Genomic DNA, 25,861 nt, shown 5'->3' with positions numbered 1-25,861 from the left:
GACGTCTTCGACAGCCACGCTCAGGTGTCGATGCGGTGGTCCTGGATGGACTCGTAGGTGACGCGGAGCGACTCCGCTGCGACGTCGTAGCGACGCTGGGCGACACGGATGAACAGCAGGTCGACGAGCGCGAGTTGGGCGATGCGCGAGGACATCGCCCCGGAACGGTAGCGGCTCTCCCTGGCCTGCGTCACGAGGACGAGGTCGCACCGGCTTGCGATGGGGGAGTCGGGGAAGTTCGTGATGCACACCGTCGTCGCCCCCGCGGCACGGGCGAGCTGCATCGCCTGCTCGGTCTCGACCGTGAGACCCGAGTGCGAGATGCCGATGGCGACCCCGCCCGGCCCGAGGAGGGCGGCCGACGGCAACGCCAGGTGGGCGTCGACGAAGGTGTTGGCCGGCATGCCGATCCGGTAGAGCTTCTGGTGGAGGTCCTGCGCGGTGAGGTTCGAGGAGCCGAAGCCGATGATGTCGATGCGCGGCGCGATGAGCAGCGCGTCCACGACCGCGTCCAGGGCGTCCCGGTCGAGCGAACGGGCGGTCAACTCGATCGCCTGCACCTCCTGGTACGCGACCTTCGCGACGACCGTCTCCACCGAGTCGTCCGGGTCGATGTCGGCGTCGTCGACCTCGAACCGGTCCCGCTCCGCCTGCTCGCGGCTCGTCGACGTCGCGACGGCCACCCGGAACTCCCGGTACCCCGTGTACCCGATCGTCTGGCAGAACCGGGCCACGGTCGCCTGCGAGGTGCCGCACGCCTTCGCGAGCTCCGTGATGGTCAACTCGACGACGAGCGACGGGGTGCCGATGATCGTCTCGGCGACGCGCGTCTCGGCGGCGCTCAGGCGAGGGATCGCCTGGCGGAGCACGAGCAGCGCGTCAGTGGACATCCGGAGTTGCCCCCGTCGTGGCGTGGGCCGCGATGGCCGCGCTGAGGGACCCGTCGCCGCTGCGGAGGCGGGCGACTGCTTCATCTGCGGCGATGCCGGTCACGAGGACGAGGATAGCGGCCTTCACCCAGCCGTCGACGGATGCGAGTGTCGCAGCGGCCGTGGCGGCGTCGACGTCGGTGGCCAGCATGACCGTCCGTTCCGCGCGCGCCCGCAGCTTCTCGTTCGTCGCACGCAGGTCGACCATGAGGTTCCGGTACGTCTTCCCGAGTCGCACCATCGAGATCGTCGACAGCATGTTGAGCACGAGCTTCTGCGCCGTCCCGGCCTTCAGCCGCGTCGAACCGGTGAGGAGCTCCGGACCGACGACCGCCTCGATGCCGATGTCGGCGTCCCGTCCGAGTGGGGAGCCCGCGTTGCACGACAGGCCGATGGTGATCGCACCGATCGAGCGCGCGTACTCGAGGGCGCCGAGGACGTAGGGCGTGCGACCGGACGCGGAGACCCCCACGACGGCGTCGTCCGCGGTGATCGACAGCGACGCCAGATCCGCGCGCCCGAGGTCGTCACGGTCCTCCGCGTTCTCCACCGCCTGCTGGATGGCGCCGGGGCCACCCGCGATGAGCCCGACGATGAGCCCGGGATCGGTGCCGAAGGTGGGTGGGGCCTCGCTCGCATCGAGGATGCCCATGCGGCCCGCCGTGCCGGCTCCCAGGTAGATGAGCCGACCACCGCGCCGGAGTCGGTCGACGATCGCGTCGACGGCCGCCGCGATCTCGGGGGCCACCGCGGCGACGGCCTCCGGGACGGACCGGTCCTCCTCGTTCATTGCCTCCACGAGCTCACGCGTGGTGAGGGCGTCGAGGTCGGGGACGCGTTCGCCCACCTGCTCGGTCGACATCGTCGCGAGCTCGGCGCGGAGGGAGTCCCTGACGGAGGAACCCTCAGACAGCGTGGACATCGTCGCGCACGACCCTTCCGGCGTAGGAGATCGCCGTGTCGAGGGCCACGAGCCTGGCGCCGTCCAAGGCGTCGCCCCGAGGTCCGACGAGGTCGACGCCGACCTCGCGCATGGCCGTCGCGAGGTGGGCGGCGAAGTAGGGCTGGGAGGCGATGCCGCCGACGACGCACACGGCACCGCTACCGGCCGCGGCGGCGCTCGCCGCGAGGTGTGCACAGGCGCCGTCGACGATGCCCGCGGCGACCTGGTCGCCCTGCTCTGCCCGGGCGATGACCGTCGGGGCGAAGGTGCCGAGTTGGCGGGCCGGTGCTCCGGTGCTGGAGACCCAGAGCGGAAGCGCCGGGATCGTGCCGGCGAGTGCCTCGGCGTCCGCGAGGAGCGCGGTCGCCGGGCCGCGACCGTCGAACGCGCGCATGCACGCCTCGAGGCCCTCCTGCCCGATCCACCGACCGCTGCCCTCGTCGCCGAGCCAGGGCCCCCAGCCGTCGATCTGCCTGACGGCACCCGCAGCGTCGACGTCGAACACGACGGCACCGGTCCCGGCGATGAGCACGGTGCCCGGGCCACCCGCGAAGGCGCCGGCGTGGGCTGCGAGGGCGTCGTTGACGACGGCGATCGTGGCACCAAGCGCCAGGCGGAGCTCCGCGGTGAACGCGGCGACCTGGTGCGGGGCGGCTTCGACCCCTGCGGCGCCGATCCCGACGTGCCGGACTTCCGCCAACAGAGCCGCCGGGAGCTGCGAGACCGTGTCCATGACCGCCCGAGCCGAGAGCTCGGCACCCTCGTGGTCGGCGAGGCCGGGCGCGCCGTGGCCGTGGGCTTCGGCGAGGACGGTCGGCTCCTCGGCGGAACCGCCCGTGATGCGGGCGCGGCAGGACGTCTTCCCGAGATCGATGGCGAGGACGGGTGGTGCGAGGTGGGTCATGATCCGTTCCGGTGGTGCTGGTGGTGCGATGGTGCGGCGGTCGTCCCCGAGGCGAGCAGCTCCGTGACCCGGTCGGCCGAGGCGCGTGAGGCTGCAAGACAGTCGATGACGGGGAGTGGGAGCCGGAGGTCGTCGGCGAGCGGCAGACCGACGCTCACGACGACCGCGTCGGGCCGGATGGCCGCGATGCGCTCCACGGCGAGCCGCTGCGGGCTGCCGTCGTCGAGGCGGTCCGCCAGGAGGGCGACGCCGTGTTCGGCGGGGATCGTCTCGAGCAGGAGGGACAGCTCGTCCGAGGTGGACGCCTCCGCACGGGGATCCGGTGTGCGCAGACTCGGGCCGGCATCGAGCCGCGTCACCGCGAACCGTTCGGCGAGGGATTCGGCGAACGGGTCGTGCGCGGAGGCGACGGCGAAGGTCGGCCGGTCGCGGAGGTCGACGAGCGTGATCGCCGAGGCGTCGACGGCGACGTCACCGCGGACCCGGACGATGCGGCGGATGGCGTCGGCGAAGCGCCCTTCGACCAGCTCAGGGACCGGGGACGCCTCAGGGACCGGGTCGCCGGTCCCTGAGCCTGTCGAAGGGCCGATCGTCGCGGCGAGCCGCGCGACGCGGGCGGCCGCGCGCTCGACGATCGCCCGGTCGAGACCACCGTCGGTGATCGCGGCGCAGACCGCCTCGAACACCTCGAGGTAGTCGTCCTCGTCGGTGGTGGCGCCCTGCTTCGGTCCGAGGTTCGAGGGGTTGCCGATGCAGAGCAGGTCCACGCCGGCCTCGAGTGCGAGGACCGCCCCGCGTCCGGAACCGGAGGTGGAACGGATCGCGGCCATGTCGAGCGCGTCGGAGATGATCACGCCGTCGAAGCCACTCTCGCGAAGCCGTCGAAGCGGGATCGGGTTGAGGGTCGCCGGTGCGTCACCGAACGCGGGGACGACGATGTGGGCGGTCATGACGCTCGCGACCCCGGCCGCGACGGCAGCGTCGAACGGCGGCAGGTGCTCGGCCTCGAGCTCCTCCAGCTCCAGCTCGATGCGGGGGAGGTCGAGGTGGGAGTCGCTCGCGGTGTCGCCGTGGCCGGGATAGTGCTTCACGCACGCGGCGACCCCGCCCGACTGCAGCCCCTCGACCATGGCGGCGACGTGGCGAGAGACGAGCGCCGCGGTGGTGCCGAACGAGCGCACGCCGATGACGGGGTTCGCCGGGTTGGTGTTCACATCGGCGACGGGGCCGAGGTCGACGTTCGCCCCGGCCGAGCGGAGTCGGCGCGCGAGCTCGGAGCCGACGGCCCGGGTGGTCTCGACCTCGTCGAGCGCACCGAGCTGGGCGTGCCCCGGCAACGTCGATCCGGTGAGGGCCTCGAGCCGGGAGACGTTGCCGCCCTCCTCGTCGACGCCGATGAGGATCTCCGGCCGGTGCGCGCGGAGCGTCGCAGAGAGGGCCTCGACCTGCGCCGGATCGGCCGAGAGGTTCTGGCCGAAGTAGACGACACCGGCGAGGCCGCCGTCGAGTTCGCGCAGCAGCCAGTCCGGGGCGGTCCGGCCGAGGAACCCCGGCCAGAGGACGCCACGGACCAGCCGGGCGACGTCGGGGTCGGTCATCCCTTCACCGCTCCGGAGACGAGGCCGCCGGAGAGGCGTCGCTGCACGAGGATGAAGAAGATCATGACCGGGATCGTGATGATCGTCGACGCCGCCATGACCGAGCCCCAGTCGTTGGAGTTCAGCCCGAAGAACTGCTTGAGGCCGATGGCGACCGTGTAGTTCTCCGTCGAGCCGCCGAGCAGGGTCATCGCGAAGATGAACTCGTTCCACGCGGTGATGAAGCTGAACACGCTCGTCGCGACGAGGCCGGGGGCCACGAGCGGGAGCATGATCGAGCGGAACATGCGCCACCAGCTGGCGCCGTCGAGGAACGCCGCCTCTTCGAGTTCCACCGGGACCGCCGCGACGAAGCCGCGGAGCATCCAGATGCCGAACGGCAGGGCGAGGGCCACGTAGACGATGATGAGCCCGAGCAGCGTGTTGAGCAGCTGCAGGTCGCGGATCTGCACGAACAGCGGGATCACGAGCGCCTCGAGCGGCACCATCTGCACGACGAGGATCATGAGCAGGACCGCGGTGCGGAACTTGAACCGGAAGCGGGCGACCGCGACCGAGGCGAGGAGCGCGACGGCGGCGGATATGAGCACCGTCGCACCGGCGACGATCGCGGAGTTGCGCAGGAAGACGGCGAATCCGCCGTCGGTCAGGACCGACTCGAAGTTCGTCAGCGACAGCTCCTTCGGGAAGAAGGACTGGCCGCCGCTCGACGCCTGCGCGTCGAAGGCGCTCGACAGCATCCAGTACGCCGGGAACAGTGTGAACACGAGGAGCAGGGTGACGAGGACCGCCTTGACCGTGTTGGAGCGGATCTTCCGACCGCTCGCCTTCCGGTGCATGGGGACCTGCGGCTTGGCGGATCCGTCGGTTCCCGGTCCCTGAGCCTGTCGACGGGCGGTGGTCGGGGCGGGGGCGTGGGTTGTCACAGTTCGTCCTCCTTCATGAGGGCGCGGATGTAGACGATCGTGATGCCGAGCAGCACGAGGGTCAGCAGCACCGCGATGGCCGAGCCGAAGCCGTACCGGTTCTGCCCGAAGGACTCCACGTAGGACCACACGCCGAGGTTCAGCACCTCACGGTTCGAGCCGGAACCACCCGGCATGAGGTAGATCTGCGCGAACACCTTGAAGTCCCAGATCGTCGACAGGATGATGACGACCGAGAACACCTGGCGCAGCGACGGGAAGGTGATCTGGAAGAAGCGGCGGAACGCGCCGGCCCCGTCCATCTCAGCGGCTTCCAGCATCTCCTTGGAGACGCCGAGCAGGCCGGCCAGCACGGTGATGGCCACGAACGGGAACCCGTGGTGGATGACGTTCAGCAGCGCGATGCCGTAGAACGTGAACTGGTTGGTGAACCAGTTGAAGGGCTCGTCCATGAGCCCGGCGCCCATGAGCGTCTGGTTGACGATGCCGCGGTCGGCGTCGAAGATCCAGACCCACACGTAGGTGCCGGTGACGGCGGGCATCGCCCAGGCGACCATGATGGCGCTGCCGACGATGGTGCGCCAGAAGGAGCCGAGGTTCGCCATGAGGAGGGCGACGAGGGTGCCGAGGACGACCGTGCCGATGACGGCGGCCGCCGCGAAGAAGACCGTGTTCGGGAGGACGACGGTCCAGAGGGTCGGGTCTGCGAAGACCTCGGCGTAGTTCGCCCCGCCGTTGAAGTTGGTGTCGCCGGAGACGATCTCGCGGAGGCCGTAGTCCTGCAGGGAGAACAGCACGACCCGGATGAGCGGCCAGAGCAGGAGGACGGCGAGGATGAGGAGCGCCGGCGTGAGCAGCAGCCAGGGGCGGGTGCGCATGAGGAGCCGCAGCCGCTTGGGGGAGGGGCCCCCGGCCACCCGCGAAGCGGGGGCTTCGCGGGTGACCGTGGGCGGGGTGAGGGTCGACACGATCGGCTACTTGCCGTTCATGATGTCGTCCATCTCGGTGGCGGCGTCGGTCGTCGCCTGGTCGACCGACTTGCTCCCGGAGAGGATGGCCTGGATCATCGCGTTGGTGGTCTTCTTCGCCTGCACCGCACCGAACTTCGGGGTCACGGGGAGGGAAGCGCCGCCGTCGACGAACTGCTCGGCGAAGGGCTTCACCAGCGGGTCGTCGCTCTCGGTCGCGTCGCTGAGCAGCGAGGTCTGGCCGGGGAAGTACCCGGTCTGCTCGGCCCACTCGGAGGCGTACTTGCCGGTCGTCATCATCTCGATGAACTGGAACGCGAGGTCCTTGTTCTTCGAGGTGTTGAACATGCTGAGGTGCGAGCCGCCGAGCACCGAGGGCGACATGCCGCCGTCCTCACCCGGGATCGGGATGGCGGCGAACTTGCCCTCGAGCTCCGGGTTCTTCTGCACGATGGTGGCCGGGGTCCAGGAGCCCATGATCGCCATGGCGACCTTGTCCTGCACGAAGTTGTCGAGGACGTCGGTCTCCTTCCAGGTGGTCGCACCCGAGGAGGAGAGGTCGTACTTCGTGGCCAGGTCGGTCCAGAACTGGATGCCCTTGCGCGAGTCGTCGCTCGCGAGCTGGGACTTCCAGGTGTCGCCGTCGAGCTCGGAGACCTCGCCGCCGGCGCCCCAGACCCACGGGTAGGCCGTGAACTCGGCGTCACCGGGGACGGGGAACGGGATCATGTCGGGCTTCGCGGCCTTGATCGCGGTTCCGGCGTCGATGATCTCCTGCCAGGTGGTCGGCGCCTTGAGGCCGAGCTCCTCGAAGACGTCGGTGCGGTAGACGATCGAACGGACGCCGGCGTACCAGGGCATGCCGTAGAGCTCGCCGTCGTAGGTGCCGGAGTCGGCGAGACCCTTGACGAGGTCGTCCTTCAGGCCGGCCTTGTCGACGTAGTCGCCGATCGGGGCGAGCGCGCCGGCGTCGGCGAACTCGGCCGTCCAGGTGGTGCCGGTCTCGGCGACGTCCGGCGTGGTGTTGCCGGCGATGGAGGTGACGAAGCGGTCGTGGGCATCGGCCCACTGCACGTATTCGACCTTCAGGGTGGCGCCGGTCTCCTTCTTGAAGGCCGAGCCGACCTCTTTGAAGAAGGCCTCGGAGTCGGGGTTGGTGCCCTGCATGATCCAGACGGTGAGCGTCTGGCCGTCGGCCGAGACGTCGCCTGAGCCGGATCCGCCACCGGCACAGGCGGTGAGGCCGAGTGCCGCGGTGGCGAGGACGGCCAGCGGAAGGGTGCGCTTGCGCATGGTGCTGCTCCTCGATTCTGGGATCGGGAGTCCGAGCCGTCGTTGGCCCGGGATCCGTGATGACCGTGGGGTCGATCCCTGCTGTTTTCAGTGGGTGTGGAAACAGTATTCAATAAGTACAGGGAGCTTGCAAATATTTTCCAGCACTGCAACACGGTCGTTACCTGCGTGACGGACGTGTTTCACGAAGCTGCGAGAACCGTGAGCGGACAGGGGTCTGCGGGGCCGCGCGAGCGGCCTTCCCGCGAGGCGCTCAGGCGGTGCGGACGATGATCGCGCGCATCGCCGCCGCGGCCGCGTCGCCATCGCGTCGCTCGACGGCGCTCGCCAGGTCCCGGTGCAACGCCGCGTCGTCGAGATCGATCGCACCGGCCGGAAGGCGGTCGACCCGATCCCGGAGGGCTGCGTCGATGGCGTCTCCGACGCGGTCGAGGAGCGGGTTCGCTGCAGCCTGCCGCAGGAGTCGGTGCAACCGGAGGTCGGCGTCGAGGAAGGCTGCGACGTCCTGGGCTGCCGCGGCGTCGAGGAGTGCGTCGCCGATCGCCCGCAGCTCGAGCCCGGCCGCGCTACTGCGTCGCTCCGCCGCCAGCCGGGCGCACTCGGGTTCGGTGGCGGTCCGGAGCTCACGGATCGCCAGCAGCGTCGCGTCGCGTCGTCCGCTCGCGAGCGACCAGCCGAGCACGCGTGGCTGCAGCCAGTCCCACCGCTCCGACGGCAGGACCGTGTGTCCGACGTGGGCCTTCCCCTCGAGGAGGCCGAGCCCGCCGAGGACGCGGGTCGCCTCGCGGACGACGGACCGCGAGTGCCCGGTCAGAGCGGTCAGTCCTTCGACCGTGCACACGGCGCCGGACGCCAGTCGTCCCTCGACGATGTCGGAGCCGATGCGGTCGAGCGTGCGTTCGAACGCCGAGGTACCCGGTCGGTCGGTGGCGGTCACCGCGCGACGGCCGGGCGGGTGGGGGAGATGACCAACTCGTCGATCCGGACGTGGGCTGGGCCGTCGAGGACGAAGGTGACCGCGCGCGCGATGTCCTCCGGGGTCAACATCGTCTCCCGCGCCGCGGCGTCCGGCACCTGTGGTCGCATCGAGAGGAAGGGGGTGTCGACGTCGCCGGGGCAGAGGTGCGTCGCGCCGACACCGTTGATCCCCTCCTCCTCGTTCAGCGTGGCGCAGAGGGACGACAGTGCGGTCTTGCTCGCACTGTAGGCGACGCCGCCCTTGGTGGAGAAGCGCCAGCCGGCGAAGGAGGAGATGACGACGACGCGGCCCTGTGCCGCACGGATGCCGGGCAGTGCGAGGTCGATCGCGCGCGCCACGGCGGTGAGGTTCGTGTCGACGATCGTCGCGAACTCGGCCATCGACTGGTCGTCCCAACGCCGACGCGGTGCGTTCGATCCCGCGGCCGTGACGAGGTCGTCGACCGTTCCGAAGTCGGCGAGGATGCGCTCGTGGGCACGCGCGAGTGCCGCGGGGTCGGTCGCGTCGGCGGCTGCGGCGAGGGCTGTTCCGCCCGCTGCGGTGATCTCCGCCACCGTCTCGTCGAGCGCCTCCACCCGGCGGCCGGTCACCACCACCCGGCGCCCGGAGCGGGCCGCGGCCAGCGCGACGGCCCGTCCCATCCCGCTTCCGCCACCGGTCACCCACAGCACTCGATCCGTCATGGCTCCAGTGTAGGCACGGTCGACCATTCGTATGTTTTAATCGCCTGACGTGGGCGGTGCTGCCGTCGTCCATGCCGCAGAGGAACGGAGACGACGATGTTGCTGGATCTGACGGACCGCCGGGTCATCGTGACCGGGGGAGCACGCGGGATCGGTCGGGCGCTCTCGGAGACGTTCCTCGCCGAGGGTGCGCGTGTCGCGGTCCTCGACCTCGACGTCACCCCGCTCGACGATCTCATCTGCGCATGGGGCGACGCGCTCGCCGCCATCCCGTGCAACGTGCGGTCCGAGACCTCGGTGACGGAGGCGGTCACGGAGGCCGCCGCGCGCCTCGGTGGGATCGACGTCCTCGTCAACAACGCCGGCGTCAACGTCGAGGCGTTGCTCGAGGAGACGAGTGACGACGCCTGGACGGCGTGCTTCGACGTGAACGTCGGCGGGGTCTTCCGGATGTCGAAGGCCGTCATCCCCTATCTGAAGGAGCAGGGCTCGGGCCGGATCATCAACGCGGCGAGCTTCGCGGCGATCATCCCGAGTGTCGGCAGCGCGGCGTACGCGGCGTCGAAGTCGGCGGTGGTGCAGTTGACGAAGGTCCTCGCCAGCGAACTCGGCCCGTGGGGGATCACGGTGAACGCCTACGCGCCCGGCATGGTCCCGACCGCGATGAACGGCTTCGCCGAGCTGCCCGCCGATCGTCAGGACGCCTTGCTCGACACCCTGTCGCTGCGCCGGTGGGAGGAGCCGGAGGACGTGGCGAACGTCGTCCGCTTCCTCGCGAGCGACCAGGCCGGCTACGTCACCGGAGCGTTGATCGACGTCAGCGGCGGGAAGTTCGCGACCCAGTTCCCGGCTCGCGCCCGCGGCTGATCCACGCGGATCCGGTGGTCATCGCCGGTCGATCAGCACGGCCGATTCCGCCTCGCCGAAAGCGACAGTCGTCGGGCCGACGCGCCCGGGGAACGGTTCCTGCGCGAGGATTCGCAGCCAGCCCGAAGGACGCTTACGATACCGTGGACGGCACATCCGGAGGCCCGCTGAGCGGGTCATCGGACGGCAGTCGAGTGGGCTGACCGGGGCAGGTCCACACCCCGCATCATCGTCGGGATCACCATCTGGAGCAGAGGAGTTCGGTCAGCCGTGGCTTCACGAGTGCAAGTGTCCGAGCGTCGCCGATCGCGCGATGCGCGTCGAGGGCGCCACCGGGCCGCAGCACCGATCGAACCGTTCACCAGAGGGTTCAGCGCCCTCGGCGAGCTCGCCGCCTCGGGTGCGCAGGTCAGCCTCCGGATCAACGACATCACGACCGGCGAGATGCTCATGTCGGCCGACGACCACGTGGTCGTCCCCACCGCCTCGATCGGCAAGGTCCTGCTGCTCATCGAGGTCGCAGCACGACTCGGCGACACCGACTTCAGCGGTCTCACGATCCTCGACCGCGAGCCGCTCGACGCGGTCGCCGACTCCGGGATCTGGCAGCACCTGCAGGCGCCGTCCCTGCCCGTCGCAGACCTGGCGGCGCTCGTGGGTGCCACGAGCGACAACCTCGCCACGAACGTCCTCCTGCGTCACATCGGCCTCGAGGCCGTCCGGCACCGCGCCGAGGAGATCGGACTCAAGCGGACGGCGCTGCTCGACATCGTGCGCGACCACCGGGGTCCCGACCACGCACCCCAGCTCTCCGTCGGGTCCGCCCGCGAGCTCGCCTGGCTGTTCCAGGCCCTCGCGACGGGCGAGATCGTCGACGCGACCACGAGCCGGCGCGTGCTCGCGTGGTTGTCACTCAACACCGACCTCTCCCTCGTCGCCTCAGGGTTCGGCCTCGACCCGCTGGCCCACCGCGAACCCGACCACGGCATCCAGCTCTTCAACAAGACCGGTTCCGGCGTGGGAGTGCGCGCCGAGGCGGGCATCCTGCGCGGCCCGAACGGCGCCGTGAGCTACGCGGTGTGCACGAGCTACGACGACACCGAGCTCGGAACGCGACTCGGCGTCGTCGACGCCGTCCGCACCCTCGGCCAGGACCTCCTCGAATACGTGCACTGAGCCCGCCGGGTCCCTGAGCCCACCCGGTCCCTGAACCCACCCGGTCCCTGAGCCTGTCGAAGGGCCTCAGTCGATGCGCCCCAAGGTTGCCAGGCGCTCGAGCACCTCACGTCCGGCGGGCGGGCAGCGGTCGAGCGACTCCGTCCCCACCCAGTGCACCGCGCTCACCTCGGCCGAGGGCTGTGGGACCGCATCCGTCTCCGCCGCGAAGACGTGCATCCGGACGAGTCGGCCGTCCGGCTCACCGTGGGCTTGCGTGAGGACGGTGAACAGCGGCGTCACGCCTGCCGGGTCGAGGTCGACCGCGATCTCCTCGCGGGCTTCGCGCACGGCAGCCTCGGCCGGCGTCTCGCCCGCGTCGATCTTCCCGCCCGGCATGTAGAGGACGTCGCGCCCCCGGGCCGTGACCATGAGCACCCGTCGGTCCCGGACGATCGCGACAGCGGACACGAGGATGTCGGCGAGCGGTCCGCGCCCGCCGCCGGTCAGGTCGCTCATCGGGTCACCTCGCCGTCCGAGTCGGCGCGTGGGCGTCGCCGTTCGGCGAACCCGTCGACCGCCAGCTCCACCGCCTCCCGGAGCTCCTTCGTGCTGAGGATGACGAAGTGGCCGGGGACGGGCAGGAGCACGTTCGTCGCCCCGGGCAGCACGCTGCTCGACGGGACGTGCGGGTCGAAGGTGCTGTAGATCGAGACGATGTCGGCGTTCACGTCGTGGGGTGCACCGAGGGCCACGATGGTCTCGTCGGTCGGCAGGAACGCGCGGAGGCTCGGATCGACGACGTACTTGGCGAGCACCGATCCGGAGAAGGGCGAGCAGATCGCGACGACGCCGAGCAGCCCGAGGCGTTCGCGATCGGTGAGCAGGAGTTCCTTCCCGACGAGGCCCCCTTTGCTGTGCGCGACGATGACGCAGCCGGCGTTCGGCTTCGGCAGCCTGCCGAGCGCCCGGGCGAAGCGGGCCGCGGTGTCCCGGATGGGCTTGCGGTTGTAGCCGAGGCCGCGCGCGATGCGGATGCGGTACCCGGCGGCGTTGAGATGGTCGGCGACCGGCTTGAGGAACGCCCACGTCTCGTAGACGCCCGGGATCAGGACGACGACCGGGCGGCTGGTGTCGCCACGACCGTACTCCCTCGGGATCCGGCCGCTGAAGAAGGCCCTGGTGTGCCACACCACCGAGTGGATCCAGTCGACGGCGACGATCCCGGCGATGCTCAGTGCCCCTGGGCGTTCCGCGACGGGTGGGGCGTCTGCGAGCGCGACATCGTCGGCATCCGCCACCGATTCCTCGTCCATCCGCACCCCCTCGTCCATCTTGCCACCGGCCGGCGCTGCCGCCGTCGTGCGCCGTGGTCGCCGCGCTCGGCCGGGGCGGCGCGAGCCCAGTGATCCTGCGGGAACGCGGGGTACGCTGTGTTGACAAGGCGACGGCGCGCTGCAAGCATGAGTCCGTTCGTCGAACCCCTATGCGCGAGGTGCACCCACATGACTGATCCGAACTCCGGCCAGCCGAACGACCCGTACGGTCAGGGCCAGGCTCCCCAGCAGCCGCCCTACGGCGAGTCGCAGGTCCCGCCGGCTCCGCAGTACGGGGAGCAGGCGCCGCAGTACGGTCAGCCCTCGCCCTACGGCGAGCAGCAGACGCAGCAGTACGGCGAGCAGCCGAAGTACGGTCAGCAGCAGTCGCCCTACGGTGAGCAGCAGCAGAACCCCTACGGCCAGCCGCAGGCTCCGTACGGTCAGCAGCAGAACACCTATGGCCAGCCCGCAGCCCCGTATGGTCAGCCTCAGGCGCCGTACGGCTACGCGCAGCCGGCCGGCCAGAAGACGAACGTCATGGCGATCATCTCGCTCATCGCGCCGTTCGTCGGGTTCGGCGTCGTCGGCCTCGTCCTCGGCATCATCGCCCTGGGTCAGATCAAGCGCACCGGTGAGCAGGGCCGTGGCCTCGCGCTCGCCGGCACGATCGTGAGCGGTGTGTCGGTCCTCGCCGGCGTCATCGTCATCATCTTCTACATCCTCATCTTCGCCGGCATCATGGGCACGGCGGCCACCTACGACTACGACAGCTACTGATCCACGGCCTGCTCGGCAGGCGGATCATGACGGGCATCGGCATCGCGCCGGTGCCCGTTCGTCGTTGTCGCGGTCCGCGCCTCGGCGAGCCCAGGCGTCGTGCGTCGACGGGCTAGGAGGCTGAGGCGGCCGAGTCGGCGTCGGTGACCGGCGCGACGACCACAGGAGCCTGCGGGACCTCGATACCGAAGAGCGTCTGCAGTGCCGTGGTGTACGCGGCCTGATCGCCGTTGCGGGCGAGGTTGCGTGCTCGGACCGTCGGTTCGTGGAGGAGGACTCCGGCGAGGTGACGCAGGGCGCGAGCGGTCGATCCGTCGTCGTCGCCGCGGGCCGTCGCGCGGGCGACCTCGGCCTCGACGAGGGCGTGCACGTGGCTCCGCAGGGCGACGACCGCGGGTTCGAGGCTGCGTTCCTCGCCCACCGCGGCGAACTTCTGGGCCGCACGGCTGACGATGGAGCGGGCGACCTCGGTGGCCTGCAGCTCTTCCAGCGGCGCGTGGATCCGGATGGTCTCGAGGTCGAGGAGGACGACACCGGCGACCGTGGCGACGTCGGGGTCGACGTTGCGCGGCAGGCCGAGGTCGATGACGAGCTGGGCCGAGGCGTGCGGCACGGGGCACTCCGCTGCGGCTTCGGTGATGACGTCGTGGACGAGCTCCGAGACCCCGGTGGGCTCCACCTCGGCGGCCGGCGTGGCGGCACCCGACACCAGGGAGAGGACCGGTGCGTCCTGCGCGGCGCCGGCGCGGGCACGGTGGTCGGCTGCGACCGCTGCGCGACCGGCGCGGAGCAGCGCGGCGTCGACGACGTGGCCGTCGGCGGTGGTGCAGGTGACGATGATGTCGACCTCGCCGGTGGTGCGAGCGAGCTCGTCCTGGCCGATCCAACCGATCTCGTGGGACCGGGCGAACTTCTCGGCCCGGCCGGAGGGCGAGTGCACGAGCACGTCGGTGACGCCGCGGTCGCGGAGGGCCGCGAGGCTCGCTCCGGCGTAGGCTCCGGTGCCCACGAGCAGGACGCGCTGCGTGGCCCAGTCGTCGATCCGGCTCTCGGCGAGGTCGAGGGCGAGTCGCACGATGGAGCGGCCCGCGCGCCCGAGCGGCGTGCGGTTCTTGATGCCACGGGAGGTCTGCGAGGCGCGCTGGAACAGGCGCTCGAGTTCGGAGCTGGTGGTGCCGCCGGCCCGAGCGGACTCGAGCGAGCGCCTGACCTGCCCGGCGATCTCGCCCTCACCGACGACGACGGACTCGAGCCCGGCCGACACCGCGAAGAGGTGCTCGGCGGCCGCGGTGCCGACGCTGAGGTCGAACACCTCGCGCAGCTGCTCGGCGGGGATGCCGGTGGTCTCGCTGACGGCCTCTGCGGCGGCCTCGAAGGCGACGGAGGCGGCTGCGGTGACGGGCTCGTCGAGGTCGATGTACGCCTCGAAGCGGTTGCAGGTGGCCACGACGACGGCCCCGGAGACGCATTCGTGGTGGGCGACCAGGCGCGCGGCAACGCCCTCCGCGCCGACTGAGAGTCGTTCGAGGAGGTCGAAGGTGGCGTTCTTATGGCTCGCCGTCACACACATGAGCACCCGTCGAGTGTACCCGAGCGGGCACGTCGGTCTCTCCGGGAAGCCACCCAGGTGACCCTCACCGAGCGGCCGGCTCGCCGCACTCGTGCAGGAGGGAGATGGGAGGATGGAGGGGTGAGTCTTCCACCCGAACATCCCCTGGTCACCGGCACCACCGAGGCGTCGCCCCTCATCACCGCGTACCGCGGCACCCGTCCCGAGCGGACGCCCGTCTGGTTCATGCGGCAGGCCGGTCGGTCGTTGCCCGAGTACCGCGAGCTGCGGATCGGTACGGCCATGCTCGACGCGTGCCTCGACCCCGAGATGGCGAGTGAGATCACCCTGCAGCCGATCCGTCGCCACGGCACGGACGCGGCCATCTTCTTCAGCGACATCGTCGTGCCCCTGAAGCAGGCCGGGGTCGCCGTGGAGATCGTGCCGGGCCGCGGACCGGTCATGGGCTCGTCCGTGCGGACGGCCGCCGAGGTCGACGCGCTCGTCGCCCTCGACCCCGCGGTCCTCGACGACACCCTGGAACCCATCCGAGCCGGCGTCGCGCGCACGGTGGCGGGGCTCGCCGGCATCGCCGACGGCACCACGCCGCTCATCGGGTTCGCCGGCGCACCGTTCACCCTCGCCGCCTACCTCGTCGAGGGCGGCCCGTCGAAGGACCACCTCGCCGCCCGCACCCTCATGCACGCCGACCCCGAGTCCTGGGCTCGGCTCATGGCGTGGTGCGCCGACGTCACGGGCCGCTTCCTCCGGGCGCAGGTGCTCGCCGGTGCGTCAGCCGCGCAGCTGTTCGACTCCTGGGCCGGCGCCCTGTCGCTCGACGACTACGAGCGGCATGTCGCCCCGGCCTCGCGCGCGGCCCTCGCCCACGTCGCCGACCTGCCGGTGCCGAAGGTGCACTTCGGTGTCGGCACGGGTGAGCTGCTCGGGGCCATGCACCGGGTCGGCGCCGACGTCGTCGGGATCGACTACCGGCTCGCGCTCGACGAGGGCATCCGCCGCCTCGGCGGGACCGTGCCCGTGCAGGGCAACATCGACCCGGCGCTCCTCGCCGCACCCTGGCCGGTGCTCGAGGCCCATGTCCTCGAGATCCTGCAGCGCGGTACGGCGGCGCCGTCCCACGTCCTCAACCTCGGCCACGGTGTCCCACCCGAGACGGACCCGGACGTCCTGACCCGCATCGTCGCGCTCGCCCACGATTGGCAGCCGGCATGAGCCTCGAACCGAAGCGTCTCGTCGTCATCGGTGGTGGCGCGGCGGGCCTCGTCGGCGCGGTCGACTGCGCCAGGGTCGGGATCGCGGTGACGGTCGTCGAGGCGCAGGAGTCGTTCGGGGGAGCGCTCGCGGCCGCCGATGTCGCCGGTCTCCGGGTCGACGTCGGGGCGGAGAGCTTCGCCACCCGTGGCGGCTCGGTCGCCGAACTCATCGAGCAGCTCGGCCTGACCGACCGCGTCGTCCGACCCAACCGGGCCGGCGCATGGTTGCACGTCGCCAAGCCGGGTCAGGCCCAGCGGAGCGTGCCGCTCCCCAAGGCCGGTCTCCTCGGGATCCCGACGAACCCCCTGGCGGACGACGTCCGGCGGGTCATCGGCTGGAAGGGCGCGCTGCGCGCGTACCTCGACCGCATCCGTCCGCCGCTCACGATCGGAGCCGAGCACAACCTCGGCGCGCTGGTCCGGAAGCGGATGGGGACCGCCGTCCACGACCTCCTCGTCGCCCCCGTCACCTCGGGCGTCTACTCCGCGGCTCCCGACGACCTCGACGTCGACCGAGCGGCTCCTGGGCTGAACCAGGCCCTCACGCGCACGGGTGCGCTGTCCCTCGCGGTCGCTGCGCTCCGGGAGAACGCTCCTGCGGGTGCTGCGGTCGGCGGGCTCGACGGCGGCATGACGGTGCTCATCGACGGGCTCGTCGCCGAACTCGAACGGTGGGCGTCCACACTCATCACGGGCGTCGCCGTCACGGCGATCTCGCGGCACCCGTTCGACATCGACGTCGACGGTCCAGGCGTCGGGCTCGGCGACGCCGGACTCCCTCGCATGAGCGAGCGTGCGGCAGACCCCGGAGCCAGGCCCGCGCCCTGGTACGTCGCGTTGACGGACGGGCGGGTCCTCGAAGCCGACCTCATCCTCATCGCGGCACCTGAACCGTCCGCTCGTGCCCTGCTCGCAGACGTCGGTCCGTCCCTGCGCGAGCTGCCGGCGGCCGGCGACGACGCGGGCGACCCGCTGCTCCCCGCCCCGATCGAACTCGTGACGATCGTGCTCGACGAGCCGGCTCTGGACGCGGCGCCCCGTGGCTCCGGGCTGCTCGTCGCCCCCGGTTCGACCCTCCACGCGAAGGCGCTCACGCACTCGACCGCCAAGTGGGCCTGGCTCGCCGGACGCGCGAAGGAACAGGGGGAACACCGACACGTGATCCGCCTGTCGTTCGGTCGTCAGGGGGAGGCCGACGCGACCAGTGCGTTGTCCGACGACGAGTTGCGCTCGGTCGCGCTCGCCGACGCGTCGGCCATGCTCGGTGTCCCGCTCGCCCCGGAGACCGTCCGTGGCTTCCACCGCATCTCCTGGACGGGGACGCAGCCGACCGCAGCGCGTGGGCAGCGCGAGCGGTCGAACGCGATCCGCGAGGCGGTCGCGGAGGTCCCGGATCTCGCGGTCACCGGCGCCTGGTTGTCCGGTACCGGACTGGCGTCGGTCGTCCCGGACGCCCACGAGGCGGCAGCGCGGCTCCGTCACCAGGCACTGCAGCGGTAGACGGCCGGGCGTCGGCCATATGCCGGACCCGGCATCTTTTCCTGTCAACCCCCGACCCGATGGTGGCGCCGGACTGACACCCGACTACGCTGGTCCCGTTGGATGCAGCAACCCAGCACCACTCGAACAGACGGAGGCGCCATGAAGGGCAAGGTCATGTTCGTCGTCGGTGGGCTCACGGGCTACGTGCTCGGGACCCGCGCCGGACGCGAACGCTACGAGCAGATCAAGACCCAGTGGGTCAAGCTGTGGAACGCGAAGCCGGTGCGCGCACAGCGCGGCAAGGTCGAGGACTTCGCCAAGGCCCGCATCAGCGAGGTCCCCGCAGCCCTGTGGAGCGGCGTCAGCGCCGTCGCCAAGGTCGTCAGCCAGCAGGGCTCGACGCCCGGCCAGAAGCTCGACCGCGCGATCTCGAAGACCGAGGACACCGTTCAGGATGTCGCCGACACCGTCTCCGACGCCCGCACGGCCTCCGGTACCTCCACGTCGACGGCCTCGAAGCCCGCAGCACGGAAGCCCGCGGCTCCGAAGCCCAAGAGCGGCGAGTAGCGCCGACGATGGGCTTCATGAGTGACCGGAACCGGTCGGAACCCCGGTACGACAAACGCGACGAGTCCCTGCTGACCCTCGTCGGTCAGCTGCCTGGCGTCGTCTCGAACCTGGTCAAGGCCGAGATCGCGAACGTCAAGACGCAGCTCGCCCACAAGGGCAAGTACGCGGGCATCGGCGCGGCGTTCGTCGCCGGCGCGGCCGTGTTCCTCTTCTTCGCGATCGGGGTGCTCGTCGCGGTCCTGATCCTCGCGCTCGCGCTCGTCATGCCGTCGTGGCTCGCCGCGCTCTGCGTGTTCGTCCTGTTCGTCCTGGTCGCGGCCGTCCTCGTGCTCATCGCGTTGCGGTACTTCAAGAAGATCAACGAGGACCCGAGCCCGATGGACAACGTGAAGGAAGACATCAAGGCAGTGAAGGGACTCGGCGAGTATGACCGTTGACCAGTTCCCGGGGGCCACGCCCTCGCCCGAGCAGGCTCGCGCCGAGCTCGTCGCCACGCTGAACGCCATCGAGGACAAGCTCAACGTCCCGAAGCAGATGCACCGCGCCAAGCGTCGTGCCATCGTGCGGGTCGCGACCGTCAAGGTCGAACGCCCCGCGGTGTTCTACGCCGGTGTCGCCGGTCTCGCCGGCGCGGCCGGCCTGGCCGTGTGGGGCATCGTCCGCGCGATCGCCCGCTAGGGCGTTCTGTCGCGGGTCGCTGCGCCTCAGGACACGGGCGGGGTCACCGCCCGGGTCATCGGCACGTGCACGATGTCGTCCTCGACGTAGTCCGGGCCGCTGATCACGAACCCGAACCGTCCGTACCAGTCGGCGAGTCGCTTCTGCGCCCCCATGCGGAGCTCACGGTGTCCGTGTTCGGCGACCGCGCGGCGGATGAGTTCCGCGGCCAGTCCCCGACCGCGTGCGGTGAACGCGGTGGCGACGCGCCCGATCTCCGAGTGCTCCGCCTCCGTGAGGATGCGGATCGTGGCGAGCACCTCTGTGCCCTCCTGAGCCCACGCGATGAGGGTGCCGTCCTCGAGGTCCCGCCCGTCGAGGTCGGCGAAGAGGGCCGTCTGCTCCACGACGAACACGTCGACACGGATCTTCAGCACCTGGTAGAGCGTCACCGGATCCATCTCCGCCAGGTGGGCGACGTGGTACTCGACGGGGGCGTGCAAGCTGGTCATCAGCTGACTGTATCGACTGTGAGGGCAACCTCAGTGTCAATCGTGACCTGCCACTTTTGCCCATTCGACCGAACTGGGTGAGGATAGGACTATGACTCACCCGGCCTCTGCCGAGGCATCGCACCACCCGACCGACTCAGCCACCCCGACTGGCCCCTCAGGATTCACCCTTTGGGCTGTCCTGCGCCGCGAGCCGGCGAGTGCGCTGCCGCTCGGCGAAGAGCATGTCTCCGAACTCGAAGCATCCATCGCGCTCATCGAAGCCCAGGGGGTGACGCTGCGCGGCATCTACGACGTCTCCGGTCTCCGCGCCGACGCCGACCTCATGCTGTGGCTCCACGGCGACACCGCCGAAGGCCTGCAGGCGGGTCTCCGCGAGCTGCGCCGCACGGCCATCCTCGCCTCGCTCGCCCCGACGTGGAACGCCATGGGCGTCCACCGCGACGCGGAGTTCAACCGTCAGCACGTCCCCGGCTTCCTCCGTGGCATCGAGCCGAAGGGGTGGCTCTGCCTGTACCCCTTCGTCCGCAGCTACGAGTGGTACCTGCTGCCCGAGGAGGAGCGTCGCAAGATGCTCGCCGAGCACGGCCGCCAGGGCGCCGCCTTCACCGGCGTGCTCGCCAACACGGTGGCCTCCTTCGCCCTCGGCGACTACGAGTGGCTCCTGCCGCTCGAGGCCGACGACGTGGTCGAGCTCGTCGACCTCATGCGCGACCTCCGCAACACCGAGGCGCGTCGCCACGTGCGTGAAGAGGTGCCCTTCTTCACGGGACGCCGCATCACGCCCGCCGAGGCACTGGAGGTGGTTCGCTGATGGCCGCGATGAACCTGGGCAGCTCAGGAGCGGACGCTCCGGAGCGCATCGTCCGCGGAGCGACCGACGCCGCGGCAGCCGGTCCCGAGCACGTCTCCGAGCCGACGAAGTACGACGCCATCCTCCTCGCCGGATTCGGTGGGCCGGAAGGGCAGGACGACGTCATCCCGTTCCTGCGCAACGTCACGCGTGGTCGCGGCATCCCGGAGGAGCGCCTCGAAGAGGTCGCCCACCACTACCGCCACTTCGGCGGGGTGAGCCCGATCAACGATCAGAACCGTGCGCTGAAGGCCGCGATGGAGCTCGAACTCGCCTCGCGCGGGATCGACCTGCCCGTGCTCTGGGGCAACCGCAACTGGGACCCGTATCTGAGGGACGCGCTGACGGAGGCGCACGAGCGTGGCTTCACCAAGCTCATCGCCGTCGCCACGAGCGCCTACTCGTCCTACTCCAGCTGTCGTCAGTACCGCGAGGACTTCGCGATGGCGGTCGACGAGACGAACCTGCAGGGCGAGATCCAGATCGACAAGGTGCGTCAGTTCTTCGACCACCCGGGCTTCGTGACGCCGTTCATCGACGGTGTCCGCGACGCGATCGCCGACTACCTGCGGGAGCAGCCCGAGCTCGTCGCCGAGACCCAGATCGAGGTGCTCTTCGCGACCCACTCGATCCCGACCGGCGACGCGGCCCGCTCCGGCCCCGACTTCCGGAACTTCGGCGATCACGGTGCCTACGAGGCCCAGCACCTCGCGGTGGCCGAGGTCGTCATGGCCAATGCGATCGACCAGCTGCGTGAGAACGGTGTCCTCGGTGGCGCCGTCGGCAGCGGCATCTCCGTGCCGTGGCAGCTCGTCTACCAGTCCCGCTCCGGCCCGCCGAGCATGCCGTGGCTCGAGCCCGACATCAACGACGCCATCGCCGAGCTCCCCGCAGCAGGTCGCAAGGCCATCGTCATCGTGCCGCTCGGATTCGTGAGCGACCACATGGAGGTCATGTGGGACCTCGACAACGAGGCCATCGAGACCGCCGGTGAGCACGACCTCGCGGCCGTCCGCGTGCCGACTCCCGGCACGTCCGCCGCCTATGTGAAGGGGCTCATCGACCTCGTCCTGGAGCGTCGCGACGGGACCCCGGTCGAGGAGCGCCCGCACATGACCGACCTCGGTCCGTGGTACGACGTCTGCCGCCCCGGGTGCTGCGAGAACGCCCGCCTGGGCTTCAAGCCGGCGTTCTCCGGGATCGCCCCATGACCCTTCGCATCGGAACCCGCGGCAGTGCTCTCGCGCTGGCGCAGACCGGTCATGTGGCGGACGCCCTCACGGCGGCCACCGGCGAGGACGTGGAGATCGTCACCATCACCACGCAGGGCGACACCAGCCGTGAGTCGCTCGCGACCATCGGGGGCACCGGCGTGTTCGTCAACGCCCTCCGCGACGCCCTGCTCGACGGTGCCTGCGACCTCATCGTGCACTCGCTGAAGGACCTCCCGACGGCGCAGGCGGAGGAGTTCACGATCGCCGCGATGCCGATGCGTGAGGACCCGCGCGACGCCCTGTGCGCCTCCGGCGACCGCTCGCTCGACGATCTGCCGCAGGGCGCCCGCATCGGGACCGGCTCCCCACGCCGCATCGCCCAGCTGAAGCGCATCCGTCCCGATCTCGACGTCGTCGACATCCGCGGCAACATCGACACCCGTCTCCGACGCATCGACGACGACCTCGACGCGGTCGTCCTGGCCGCCGCCGGCCTCACCCGTCTGGGCCGACTCGACGCCGTCACCGGTCTCTTCGACCTCGACACCTGGCCGACGGCACCCGGGCAGGGTGCGCTCGCGGTCGAGTGCCTCGCCGACGAGGAGTCCTCCATCGCGGGATCGATCGCCCTGCTCGACCACGCCCCGAGCCGCTGGCAGGCCACCGCCGAGCGCGCCGTGCTGCGACGCCTCGAAGCGGGTTGCTCCGCTCCGGTCGGCGCTGCCGCCTGGCTCGACGACGAGGTCCTCGTGCTGCAGGCCGCCGTGTACTCGCTCGACGGCGCACGGATGATCCACCGGGAGAGCCGCTCCGAGGGGTTCTCGGGTGAGGGCCACGGGCGTGAGCTGCTGCAGGCGGCGGACGCGCTCGGCGTCTCGCTCGCCGACGAACTCATCGAGGCCGGCGCAGCCGACCTGGCTCCGCTGGGAGGCACCGCGTGAAGGACTGGACGAAACCGGACACCGTGCCCACCCCAACCAAACCCCTCGGCGGGTGGCGCGTGCTCGTGCCGCGCGGCGGGCCGTGGGGCGACTCTGTCGCCGGTACGGTCCGCGGCAAGGGTGGCACCCCGGTCGTCGCCCCAATGATCAACTTCGCCAGCACCGACGACCCCGAGACCCTCGCGACCGCGCTCGCCGCGCTCGAGGCCGGGGAGTTCGACTGGCTGACGGTGACGAGCGCGACCACGGTCGACGTCCTGTCCTCGCAGCGGATCCGCATCCCCGAGACGACCCGCGTCGCCGCGGTCGGCGAGACCACCGCTGCGGCGCTCACCGCGGTCGGCTACAGCGTCGACCTCGTCCCGGCGAAGGACAACTCGGCCAAGGGCATGGTGCAGGACCTCACCGTCCTCGAACCGCACCCGAAGCGCATCCTGACGCTGCGTTCGGCCATCGCGAAGCCACTGCTCACCGAGGGCCTCATCGCGGCCGGGCACGACGTGCAGTCGGTCGTCGCCTACCGCACGGTGGGCGTCCCGGTCGCGGAGAAGATCGTGGCCGACGTCGCGAGCGGGCGCGTGCGTGCCATCCTCGTGACCTCGGGCAGTGTCGCGGAGCAGGTCCGGTCGCAGTTCCCCGAGATCCCCGACAGCACCGTCATCGCCGCGATCGGGCCACGCACGGCCCGCGACGCCCGTGGCTACGGCCTCCGGGTCGACGTCGTCGCCGAGCAGCAGACGGTCGACTCGCTCATCGAGGCGATCGTGGCGGCCGCGCTCCGTCGGAACCGCGAGGACGGCGCCGACGGCGGCAGGGCCTGACCGACGTCACGCCCCGACCGACGTCACGCCCCGACCGACATCACGCCCCGACCGGCGTCATACCCCGACCGGCATCACGCCCTGCGCGAACCGGGAGGGTGCGTCGGTGGTGACGCGTAGGCTTGACGGGTGAGTATCCCCGAGACCCGTCCCCGTCGTCTCCGGCAACAGCCGGCCATCCGTCGCCTCGTGAGCGAGACCCGGCTGGATCCGGCGGAGCTCGTCCTGCCCATGTTCGTCCGTGAGGGCATCTCGGAGTCCGTCGAGATCACCTCGATGCCGGGCGTCAGGCAGCACACGATCGACAGCGCCAAGCGTGCGGCGGTCGAGGCGGCCGAGGCCGGCATCGGCGGGGTCATGCTCTTCGGTGTGCCGTCGGAGCGCGACGCGATCGGCTCCGGCGCGACCGACCCCGAGGGCATCCTCAACGTCGCGACGCGTGCGCTCGTCGCCGAGGTGGGCGACGCCCTCGTGGTCCAGACCGACCTCTGCCTCGACGAGTTCACCGACCACGGCCACTGCGGCGTCCTCGACGCCCGCGGACGCGTCGACAACGACCGGACGCTCGACCGCTACCGCGACATGGCGCTCGCGCAGGCCGAAGCCGGTTCCGCGCTGCTCGGCCTCTCCGGCATGATGGACGGCCAGGTCGCCGCGGTCCGAGAGACGCTGGACGCCGCCGGATTCGACGAGACGATCATCCTCGCGTACTCCGCCAAGTTCGCCTCGGCCCTCTACGGCCCCTTCCGCGAGGCCGTCGACTCGCAGCTCCAGGGCGACCGCCGCACGTACCAGCTCGACCCCGCCAACCGTCGTGAAGGACTCCGCGAGGCGCTCATCGACGAGGCCGAGGGTGCCGACATCGTCATGGTGAAGCCCGCGGGGAGCTTCCTCGACGTCCTGGCCGACGTCGCCGACACGGTGTCGATCCCGGTGTGGGCGTACCAGGTGTCCGGCGAGTACGCCATGATCGAGGCCGCCGCCCGCCAGGGCTGGATCGACCGCCGTCGGGCGATCGAGGAGTCGGTGTTGTCGATCAAGCGCGCCGGCGCCGAAGCCGTGCTGACGTACTGGGCCGTCGAGCTCGCCGCCTGGCTGGACGAGTCGCGCGGCCTGCGCGCGGGAGGAACCCGATGAACGACGCAGCATTCGCGCGAGCCCAGCGCTCCATCCCGGGCGGCGTGAACTCGCCCGTCCGCGCCTTCCGCTCGGTCGGTGGCACGCCGCGCTTCATGGTGTCCGCCACGGGGCCGTACATCACCGACTCCGAGGGCGTCGAGTACGTCGACCTCGTCAGCGCGTGGGGTCCGGCGCTGCTCGGTCACGCCCATCCGCAGGTCGTCGAGGCCGTCCAGGTGGCCGCCGCCCGTGGGCTGTCGTTCGGGGCGTCGACCCCGGCCGAGACGGAACTCGCGGAACTCGTCAAGGAGCGCGTCCAGGCCTCCGGTGTCGCGCCGATCGAGAAGCTGCGCATGGTCTCCACCGGAACCGAGGCGACCATGACGGCGATCCGTCTCGCGCGCGGTGCCACGGGCCGGAGCCTCATCGTGAAGTTCGCCGGGCACTACCACGGTCACTCCGACGGCCTGCTCGCCGAGGCCGGTTCGGGCGTCGCGACGCTCGCCCTGCCGGGGTCGGCGGGCGTCACCGCCGAGACCGCCGCGCAGACGATCGTCGTCCCGTACAACGACCGCGCGGCGCTCCAGACGGTCTTCGCGGAGCGTGGGGCCGACATCGCCGCGATCATCATGGAGGCGGCCTCCGCCAACATGGGTGTCGTCCCTCCCGCGCCGGGATTCAACGCCGCGGTCGTCAAGCTCGCCCACGAGCACGGAGCCCTCGTCATCATCGACGAGGTGCTCACCGGTTTCCGCGTCTCCTCCGCCGGTTGGTGGGGACTCGACAACCGTGGCCTCGCCGCGGTCGCGCCAGGCACGGTGCCGACGCCCGGTGCCGAGGACTGGGAGGCCGGCAACCACGCGGTCGCGAACCCCACCGGTGCGATCAGCATCCCGGTCGGGGTGTACCAGCCCGACCTCTTCACCTTCGGCAAGGTCATCGGCGGCGGCATGCCGCTCGCGGCGCTCGGCGGGCGGGCGGAGCTCATGGATCTGCTCGCACCACTCGGCCCGGTCTACCAGGCTGGCACCCTCTCGGGGAACCCGGTCGCCCTCGCCGCGGGCATCGAGACGCTGCGCCTGGCCGACCAGGAGGTCTACCGTCGGGTGGATACCGCGGCCGCGACCGTCTCGGAGGCCACGTCGAACGCCCTCACGGAGGCCGGCGTCGCCCACACCGTCCAGCATGCGGGGAACCTGTTCTCCTTCGCGTTCAGCGAGACGGCCCCGACCGACTACGCGGCCGTCCTCCGCCAGGACGCCTTCCGGTACCCGGCGTTCTTCCACCGCATGCTCGACGCCGGGGTGTCCCTGCCGCCGAGCGTCTACGAGGCCTGGTTCGTCTCCGCGGCGCACGACGACGAGGCGATCGGGCGCATCGTCGACGCGCTCCCCGCTGCCGCACGCGCGGCCGCGGCGGCCATCCGCTGAGGCGGGTGGCAGTGGCGGGGCGTCGTCGGTCCGGGGACAGGTCATGCGTTACCGCTTTGTGAACTTCCGGCAACGCGAACGTCGGTGGGGCTTGGCAG

The 25,861-nt window shown here is 71.0% G+C and carries 27 protein-coding genes; 14 read left to right on the top strand and 13 right to left on the bottom strand.

Annotated elements, in window-relative coordinates; all coding sequences use genetic code 11:
• Positions 1–20: 20 nt before the first annotated feature.
• From ASE44_RS17895 to ASE44_RS17855, 9 genes are all read right to left on the bottom strand, one after another.
• Positions 21–890, bottom strand: a complete 870-nt coding sequence (locus tag ASE44_RS17895) for a MurR/RpiR family transcriptional regulator (protein WP_056782271.1) — start codon at positions 888–890, stop codon at positions 21–23.
• The gene (murQ, locus tag ASE44_RS17890; RefSeq protein WP_056782269.1) at positions 880–1,851 is read right to left on the bottom strand and encodes an N-acetylmuramic acid 6-phosphate etherase; all 972 of its coding nucleotides are present in this window, start codon (positions 1,849–1,851) and stop codon (positions 880–882) included. Before murQ ends, ASE44_RS17895 begins: the two co-directional genes overlap by 11 nt.
• A complete protein-coding gene (locus ASE44_RS17885) occupies positions 1,835–2,776 on the bottom strand; it encodes an N-acetylglucosamine kinase (RefSeq protein ID WP_056782268.1) in 942 nt (313 codons plus the stop codon). The genes murQ and ASE44_RS17885 overlap by 17 nt, the downstream gene beginning before the upstream one ends.
• Entirely contained in the window at positions 2,773–4,374 is a 1,602-nt protein-coding gene (locus tag ASE44_RS17880; protein ID WP_056782266.1) for a glycoside hydrolase family 3 N-terminal domain-containing protein, read from the bottom strand. Before ASE44_RS17880 ends, ASE44_RS17885 begins: the two co-directional genes overlap by 4 nt.
• A complete protein-coding gene (locus tag ASE44_RS17875; protein WP_056011910.1) occupies positions 4,371–5,213 on the bottom strand; it encodes a carbohydrate ABC transporter permease in 843 nt (280 codons plus the stop codon). The genes ASE44_RS17880 and ASE44_RS17875 overlap by 4 nt, the downstream gene beginning before the upstream one ends.
• 83 nt (positions 5,214–5,296) lie before the next feature.
• Positions 5,297–6,268: a carbohydrate ABC transporter permease gene (locus tag ASE44_RS17870; RefSeq protein ID WP_369796463.1), complete on the bottom strand. Its 972-nt coding sequence runs from the start codon at positions 6,266–6,268 to the stop codon at positions 5,297–5,299.
• A 6-nt stretch (positions 6,269–6,274) separates the two neighbouring features.
• The gene (locus ASE44_RS17865) at positions 6,275–7,561 is read right to left on the bottom strand and encodes a sugar ABC transporter substrate-binding protein (protein WP_056010615.1); all 1,287 of its coding nucleotides are present in this window, start codon (positions 7,559–7,561) and stop codon (positions 6,275–6,277) included.
• Positions 7,562–7,814: 253 nt separating this feature from the next.
• The gene (locus tag ASE44_RS17860; protein WP_056782264.1) at positions 7,815–8,498 is read right to left on the bottom strand and encodes a FadR/GntR family transcriptional regulator; all 684 of its coding nucleotides are present in this window, start codon (positions 8,496–8,498) and stop codon (positions 7,815–7,817) included.
• On the bottom strand, positions 8,495–9,223 hold the full coding sequence (locus ASE44_RS17855; RefSeq protein ID WP_082456211.1) for an SDR family oxidoreductase: 729 nt from the start codon (positions 9,221–9,223) through the stop codon (positions 8,495–8,497). Before ASE44_RS17855 ends, ASE44_RS17860 begins: the two co-directional genes overlap by 4 nt.
• A gap of 96 nt (positions 9,224–9,319) precedes the next feature.
• Here ASE44_RS17855 and ASE44_RS17850 point away from each other — a divergent pair, with 96 nt between their 5' ends.
• Positions 9,320–10,090 (top strand): SDR family NAD(P)-dependent oxidoreductase, encoded by a 771-nt coding sequence (locus ASE44_RS17850; RefSeq protein ID WP_056782261.1) that lies wholly within the window; start codon positions 9,320–9,322, stop codon positions 10,088–10,090.
• Positions 10,091–10,360: 270 nt separating this feature from the next.
• Positions 10,361–11,266, top strand: coding sequence for a serine hydrolase (locus ASE44_RS17845; RefSeq protein WP_056010625.1), 906 nt, complete (start codon positions 10,361–10,363; stop codon positions 11,264–11,266).
• A gap of 66 nt (positions 11,267–11,332) precedes the next feature.
• Here the strand turns inward: ASE44_RS17845 and ASE44_RS17840 are convergent, their stop codons facing one another.
• Together ASE44_RS17840 and ASE44_RS17835 are read right to left on the bottom strand one after the other, a co-directional pair.
• On the bottom strand, positions 11,333–11,764 hold the full coding sequence (locus tag ASE44_RS17840; protein ID WP_056782260.1) for an NUDIX domain-containing protein: 432 nt from the start codon (positions 11,762–11,764) through the stop codon (positions 11,333–11,335).
• Positions 11,761–12,561 carry an alpha/beta hydrolase gene (locus ASE44_RS17835; RefSeq protein WP_056782258.1) on the bottom strand — a complete coding sequence of 267 codons (801 nt, stop codon included), beginning with the start codon at positions 12,559–12,561 and terminating at the stop codon, positions 11,761–11,763. The genes ASE44_RS17840 and ASE44_RS17835 overlap by 4 nt, the downstream gene beginning before the upstream one ends.
• 189 nt (positions 12,562–12,750) lie before the next feature.
• Between ASE44_RS17835 and ASE44_RS17830 the strand changes: the two genes are divergently transcribed.
• Positions 12,751–13,341, top strand: a complete 591-nt coding sequence (locus ASE44_RS17830) for a DUF4190 domain-containing protein (RefSeq protein ID WP_056782256.1) — start codon at positions 12,751–12,753, stop codon at positions 13,339–13,341.
• Positions 13,342–13,453: 112 nt separating this feature from the next.
• Here the strand turns inward: ASE44_RS17830 and ASE44_RS17825 are convergent, their stop codons facing one another.
• On the bottom strand, positions 13,454–14,917 hold the full coding sequence (locus ASE44_RS17825; protein WP_056782254.1) for a glutamyl-tRNA reductase: 1,464 nt from the start codon (positions 14,915–14,917) through the stop codon (positions 13,454–13,456).
• Positions 14,918–15,031: 114 nt separating this feature from the next.
• On the opposite strand from ASE44_RS17825, the gene hemE reads away from it, so the two are divergent.
• From hemE to ASE44_RS17800, 5 genes are all read left to right on the top strand, one after another.
• The gene (hemE, locus tag ASE44_RS17820; protein WP_056010640.1) at positions 15,032–16,123 is read left to right on the top strand and encodes a uroporphyrinogen decarboxylase; all 1,092 of its coding nucleotides are present in this window, start codon (positions 15,032–15,034) and stop codon (positions 16,121–16,123) included.
• The gene (locus ASE44_RS17815; protein WP_056010643.1) at positions 16,120–17,664 is read left to right on the top strand and encodes an NAD(P)/FAD-dependent oxidoreductase; all 1,545 of its coding nucleotides are present in this window, start codon (positions 16,120–16,122) and stop codon (positions 17,662–17,664) included. Before hemE ends, ASE44_RS17815 begins: the two co-directional genes overlap by 4 nt.
• A 141-nt stretch (positions 17,665–17,805) precedes the next feature.
• Entirely contained in the window at positions 17,806–18,213 is a 408-nt protein-coding gene (locus ASE44_RS17810) for a hypothetical protein (protein WP_056010646.1), read from the top strand.
• A 17-nt stretch (positions 18,214–18,230) separates the two neighbouring features.
• Positions 18,231–18,653, top strand: a complete 423-nt coding sequence (locus ASE44_RS17805; RefSeq protein WP_162235765.1) for a phage holin family protein — start codon at positions 18,231–18,233, stop codon at positions 18,651–18,653.
• Positions 18,643–18,894, top strand: coding sequence for a DUF3618 domain-containing protein (locus tag ASE44_RS17800; RefSeq protein WP_056010652.1), 252 nt, complete (start codon positions 18,643–18,645; stop codon positions 18,892–18,894). Before ASE44_RS17805 ends, ASE44_RS17800 begins: the two co-directional genes overlap by 11 nt.
• Before the next feature lie 26 nt (positions 18,895–18,920).
• Here ASE44_RS17800 and ASE44_RS17795 read toward each other — a convergent pair whose 3' ends face one another.
• Positions 18,921–19,385 (bottom strand): GNAT family N-acetyltransferase, encoded by a 465-nt coding sequence (locus ASE44_RS17795; RefSeq protein ID WP_056782250.1) that lies wholly within the window; start codon positions 19,383–19,385, stop codon positions 18,921–18,923.
• A 91-nt stretch (positions 19,386–19,476) separates the two neighbouring features.
• Here ASE44_RS17795 and hemQ point away from each other — a divergent pair, with 91 nt between their 5' ends.
• From hemQ to ASE44_RS17765, 6 genes are all read left to right on the top strand, one after another.
• Positions 19,477–20,199, top strand: coding sequence for a hydrogen peroxide-dependent heme synthase (hemQ, locus tag ASE44_RS17790; RefSeq protein WP_056010659.1), 723 nt, complete (start codon positions 19,477–19,479; stop codon positions 20,197–20,199).
• On the top strand, positions 20,199–21,449 hold the full coding sequence (locus ASE44_RS17785) for a ferrochelatase (protein ID WP_056782248.1): 1,251 nt from the start codon (positions 20,199–20,201) through the stop codon (positions 21,447–21,449). The genes hemQ and ASE44_RS17785 overlap by 1 nt, the downstream gene beginning before the upstream one ends.
• A complete protein-coding gene (hemC, locus tag ASE44_RS17780) occupies positions 21,446–22,393 on the top strand; it encodes a hydroxymethylbilane synthase (protein WP_056782247.1) in 948 nt (315 codons plus the stop codon). Before ASE44_RS17785 ends, hemC begins: the two co-directional genes overlap by 4 nt.
• A 23-nt stretch (positions 22,394–22,416) precedes the next feature.
• Positions 22,417–23,214, top strand: a complete 798-nt coding sequence (locus ASE44_RS17775; RefSeq protein ID WP_056011913.1) for a uroporphyrinogen-III synthase — start codon at positions 22,417–22,419, stop codon at positions 23,212–23,214.
• Between the two features lie 129 nt (positions 23,215–23,343).
• Positions 23,344–24,351: a porphobilinogen synthase gene (hemB, locus tag ASE44_RS17770; protein ID WP_082456209.1), complete on the top strand. Its 1,008-nt coding sequence runs from the start codon at positions 23,344–23,346 to the stop codon at positions 24,349–24,351.
• Positions 24,348–25,763, top strand: a complete 1,416-nt coding sequence (locus ASE44_RS17765) for a glutamate-1-semialdehyde 2,1-aminomutase (RefSeq protein WP_056782246.1) — start codon at positions 24,348–24,350, stop codon at positions 25,761–25,763. Before hemB ends, ASE44_RS17765 begins: the two co-directional genes overlap by 4 nt.
• The last annotated feature ends 98 nt before the right edge of the window (positions 25,764–25,861 follow it).

It is taken from the genome of Plantibacter sp. Leaf1 (assembly GCF_001421315.1).
In the GTDB taxonomy this organism is placed as follows: domain Bacteria; phylum Actinomycetota; class Actinomycetes; order Actinomycetales; family Microbacteriaceae; genus Plantibacter.
Note: the sequence above shows the minus strand (reverse complement) of the source record. Positions and strands in the feature narration are given on the sequence as shown.

Excerpts from the sequence above, each read along its gene's own strand:
- ASE44_RS17875 (WP_056011910.1), bottom strand. The coding sequence starts at position 5,213 with ATGCACCGGAAGGCGAGCGGTCGGAAGATCCGCTCCAACACGGTCAAG.
- ASE44_RS17795 (WP_056782250.1), bottom strand. The coding sequence starts at position 19,385 with ATGACCAGCTTGCACGCCCCCGTCGAGTACCACGTCGCCCACCTGGCG.
- ASE44_RS17865 (WP_056010615.1), bottom strand. The coding sequence starts at position 7,561 with ATGCGCAAGCGCACCCTTCCGCTGGCCGTCCTCGCCACCGCGGCACTC.
- ASE44_RS17785 (WP_056782248.1), top strand. The coding sequence starts at position 20,199 with ATGGCCGCGATGAACCTGGGCAGCTCAGGAGCGGACGCTCCGGAGCGC.
- ASE44_RS17895 (WP_056782271.1), bottom strand. The coding sequence starts at position 890 with ATGTCCACTGACGCGCTGCTCGTGCTCCGCCAGGCGATCCCTCGCCTG.
- ASE44_RS17830 (WP_056782256.1), top strand. The coding sequence starts at position 12,751 with ATGACTGATCCGAACTCCGGCCAGCCGAACGACCCGTACGGTCAGGGC.
- ASE44_RS17815 (WP_056010643.1), top strand. The coding sequence starts at position 16,120 with ATGAGCCTCGAACCGAAGCGTCTCGTCGTCATCGGTGGTGGCGCGGCG.
- ASE44_RS17810 (WP_056010646.1), top strand. The coding sequence starts at position 17,806 with ATGAAGGGCAAGGTCATGTTCGTCGTCGGTGGGCTCACGGGCTACGTG.
- hemC (WP_056782247.1), top strand. The coding sequence starts at position 21,446 with ATGACCCTTCGCATCGGAACCCGCGGCAGTGCTCTCGCGCTGGCGCAG.
- ASE44_RS17850 (WP_056782261.1), top strand. The coding sequence starts at position 9,320 with ATGTTGCTGGATCTGACGGACCGCCGGGTCATCGTGACCGGGGGAGCA.
- ASE44_RS17800 (WP_056010652.1), top strand. The coding sequence starts at position 18,643 with ATGACCGTTGACCAGTTCCCGGGGGCCACGCCCTCGCCCGAGCAGGCT.
- ASE44_RS17885 (WP_056782268.1), bottom strand. The coding sequence starts at position 2,776 with ATGACCCACCTCGCACCACCCGTCCTCGCCATCGATCTCGGGAAGACG.
- ASE44_RS17765 (WP_056782246.1), top strand. The coding sequence starts at position 24,348 with ATGAACGACGCAGCATTCGCGCGAGCCCAGCGCTCCATCCCGGGCGGC.
- ASE44_RS17840 (WP_056782260.1), bottom strand. The coding sequence starts at position 11,764 with ATGAGCGACCTGACCGGCGGCGGGCGCGGACCGCTCGCCGACATCCTC.
- ASE44_RS17805 (WP_162235765.1), top strand. The coding sequence starts at position 18,231 with ATGAGTGACCGGAACCGGTCGGAACCCCGGTACGACAAACGCGACGAG.
- ASE44_RS17855 (WP_082456211.1), bottom strand. The coding sequence starts at position 9,223 with ATGACGGATCGAGTGCTGTGGGTGACCGGTGGCGGAAGCGGGATGGGA.
- hemQ (WP_056010659.1), top strand. The coding sequence starts at position 19,477 with ATGACTCACCCGGCCTCTGCCGAGGCATCGCACCACCCGACCGACTCA.
- ASE44_RS17835 (WP_056782258.1), bottom strand. The coding sequence starts at position 12,561 with ATGGACGAGGAATCGGTGGCGGATGCCGACGATGTCGCGCTCGCAGAC.
- ASE44_RS17880 (WP_056782266.1), bottom strand. The coding sequence starts at position 4,374 with ATGACCGACCCCGACGTCGCCCGGCTGGTCCGTGGCGTCCTCTGGCCG.
- murQ (WP_056782269.1), bottom strand. The coding sequence starts at position 1,851 with ATGTCCACGCTGTCTGAGGGTTCCTCCGTCAGGGACTCCCTCCGCGCC.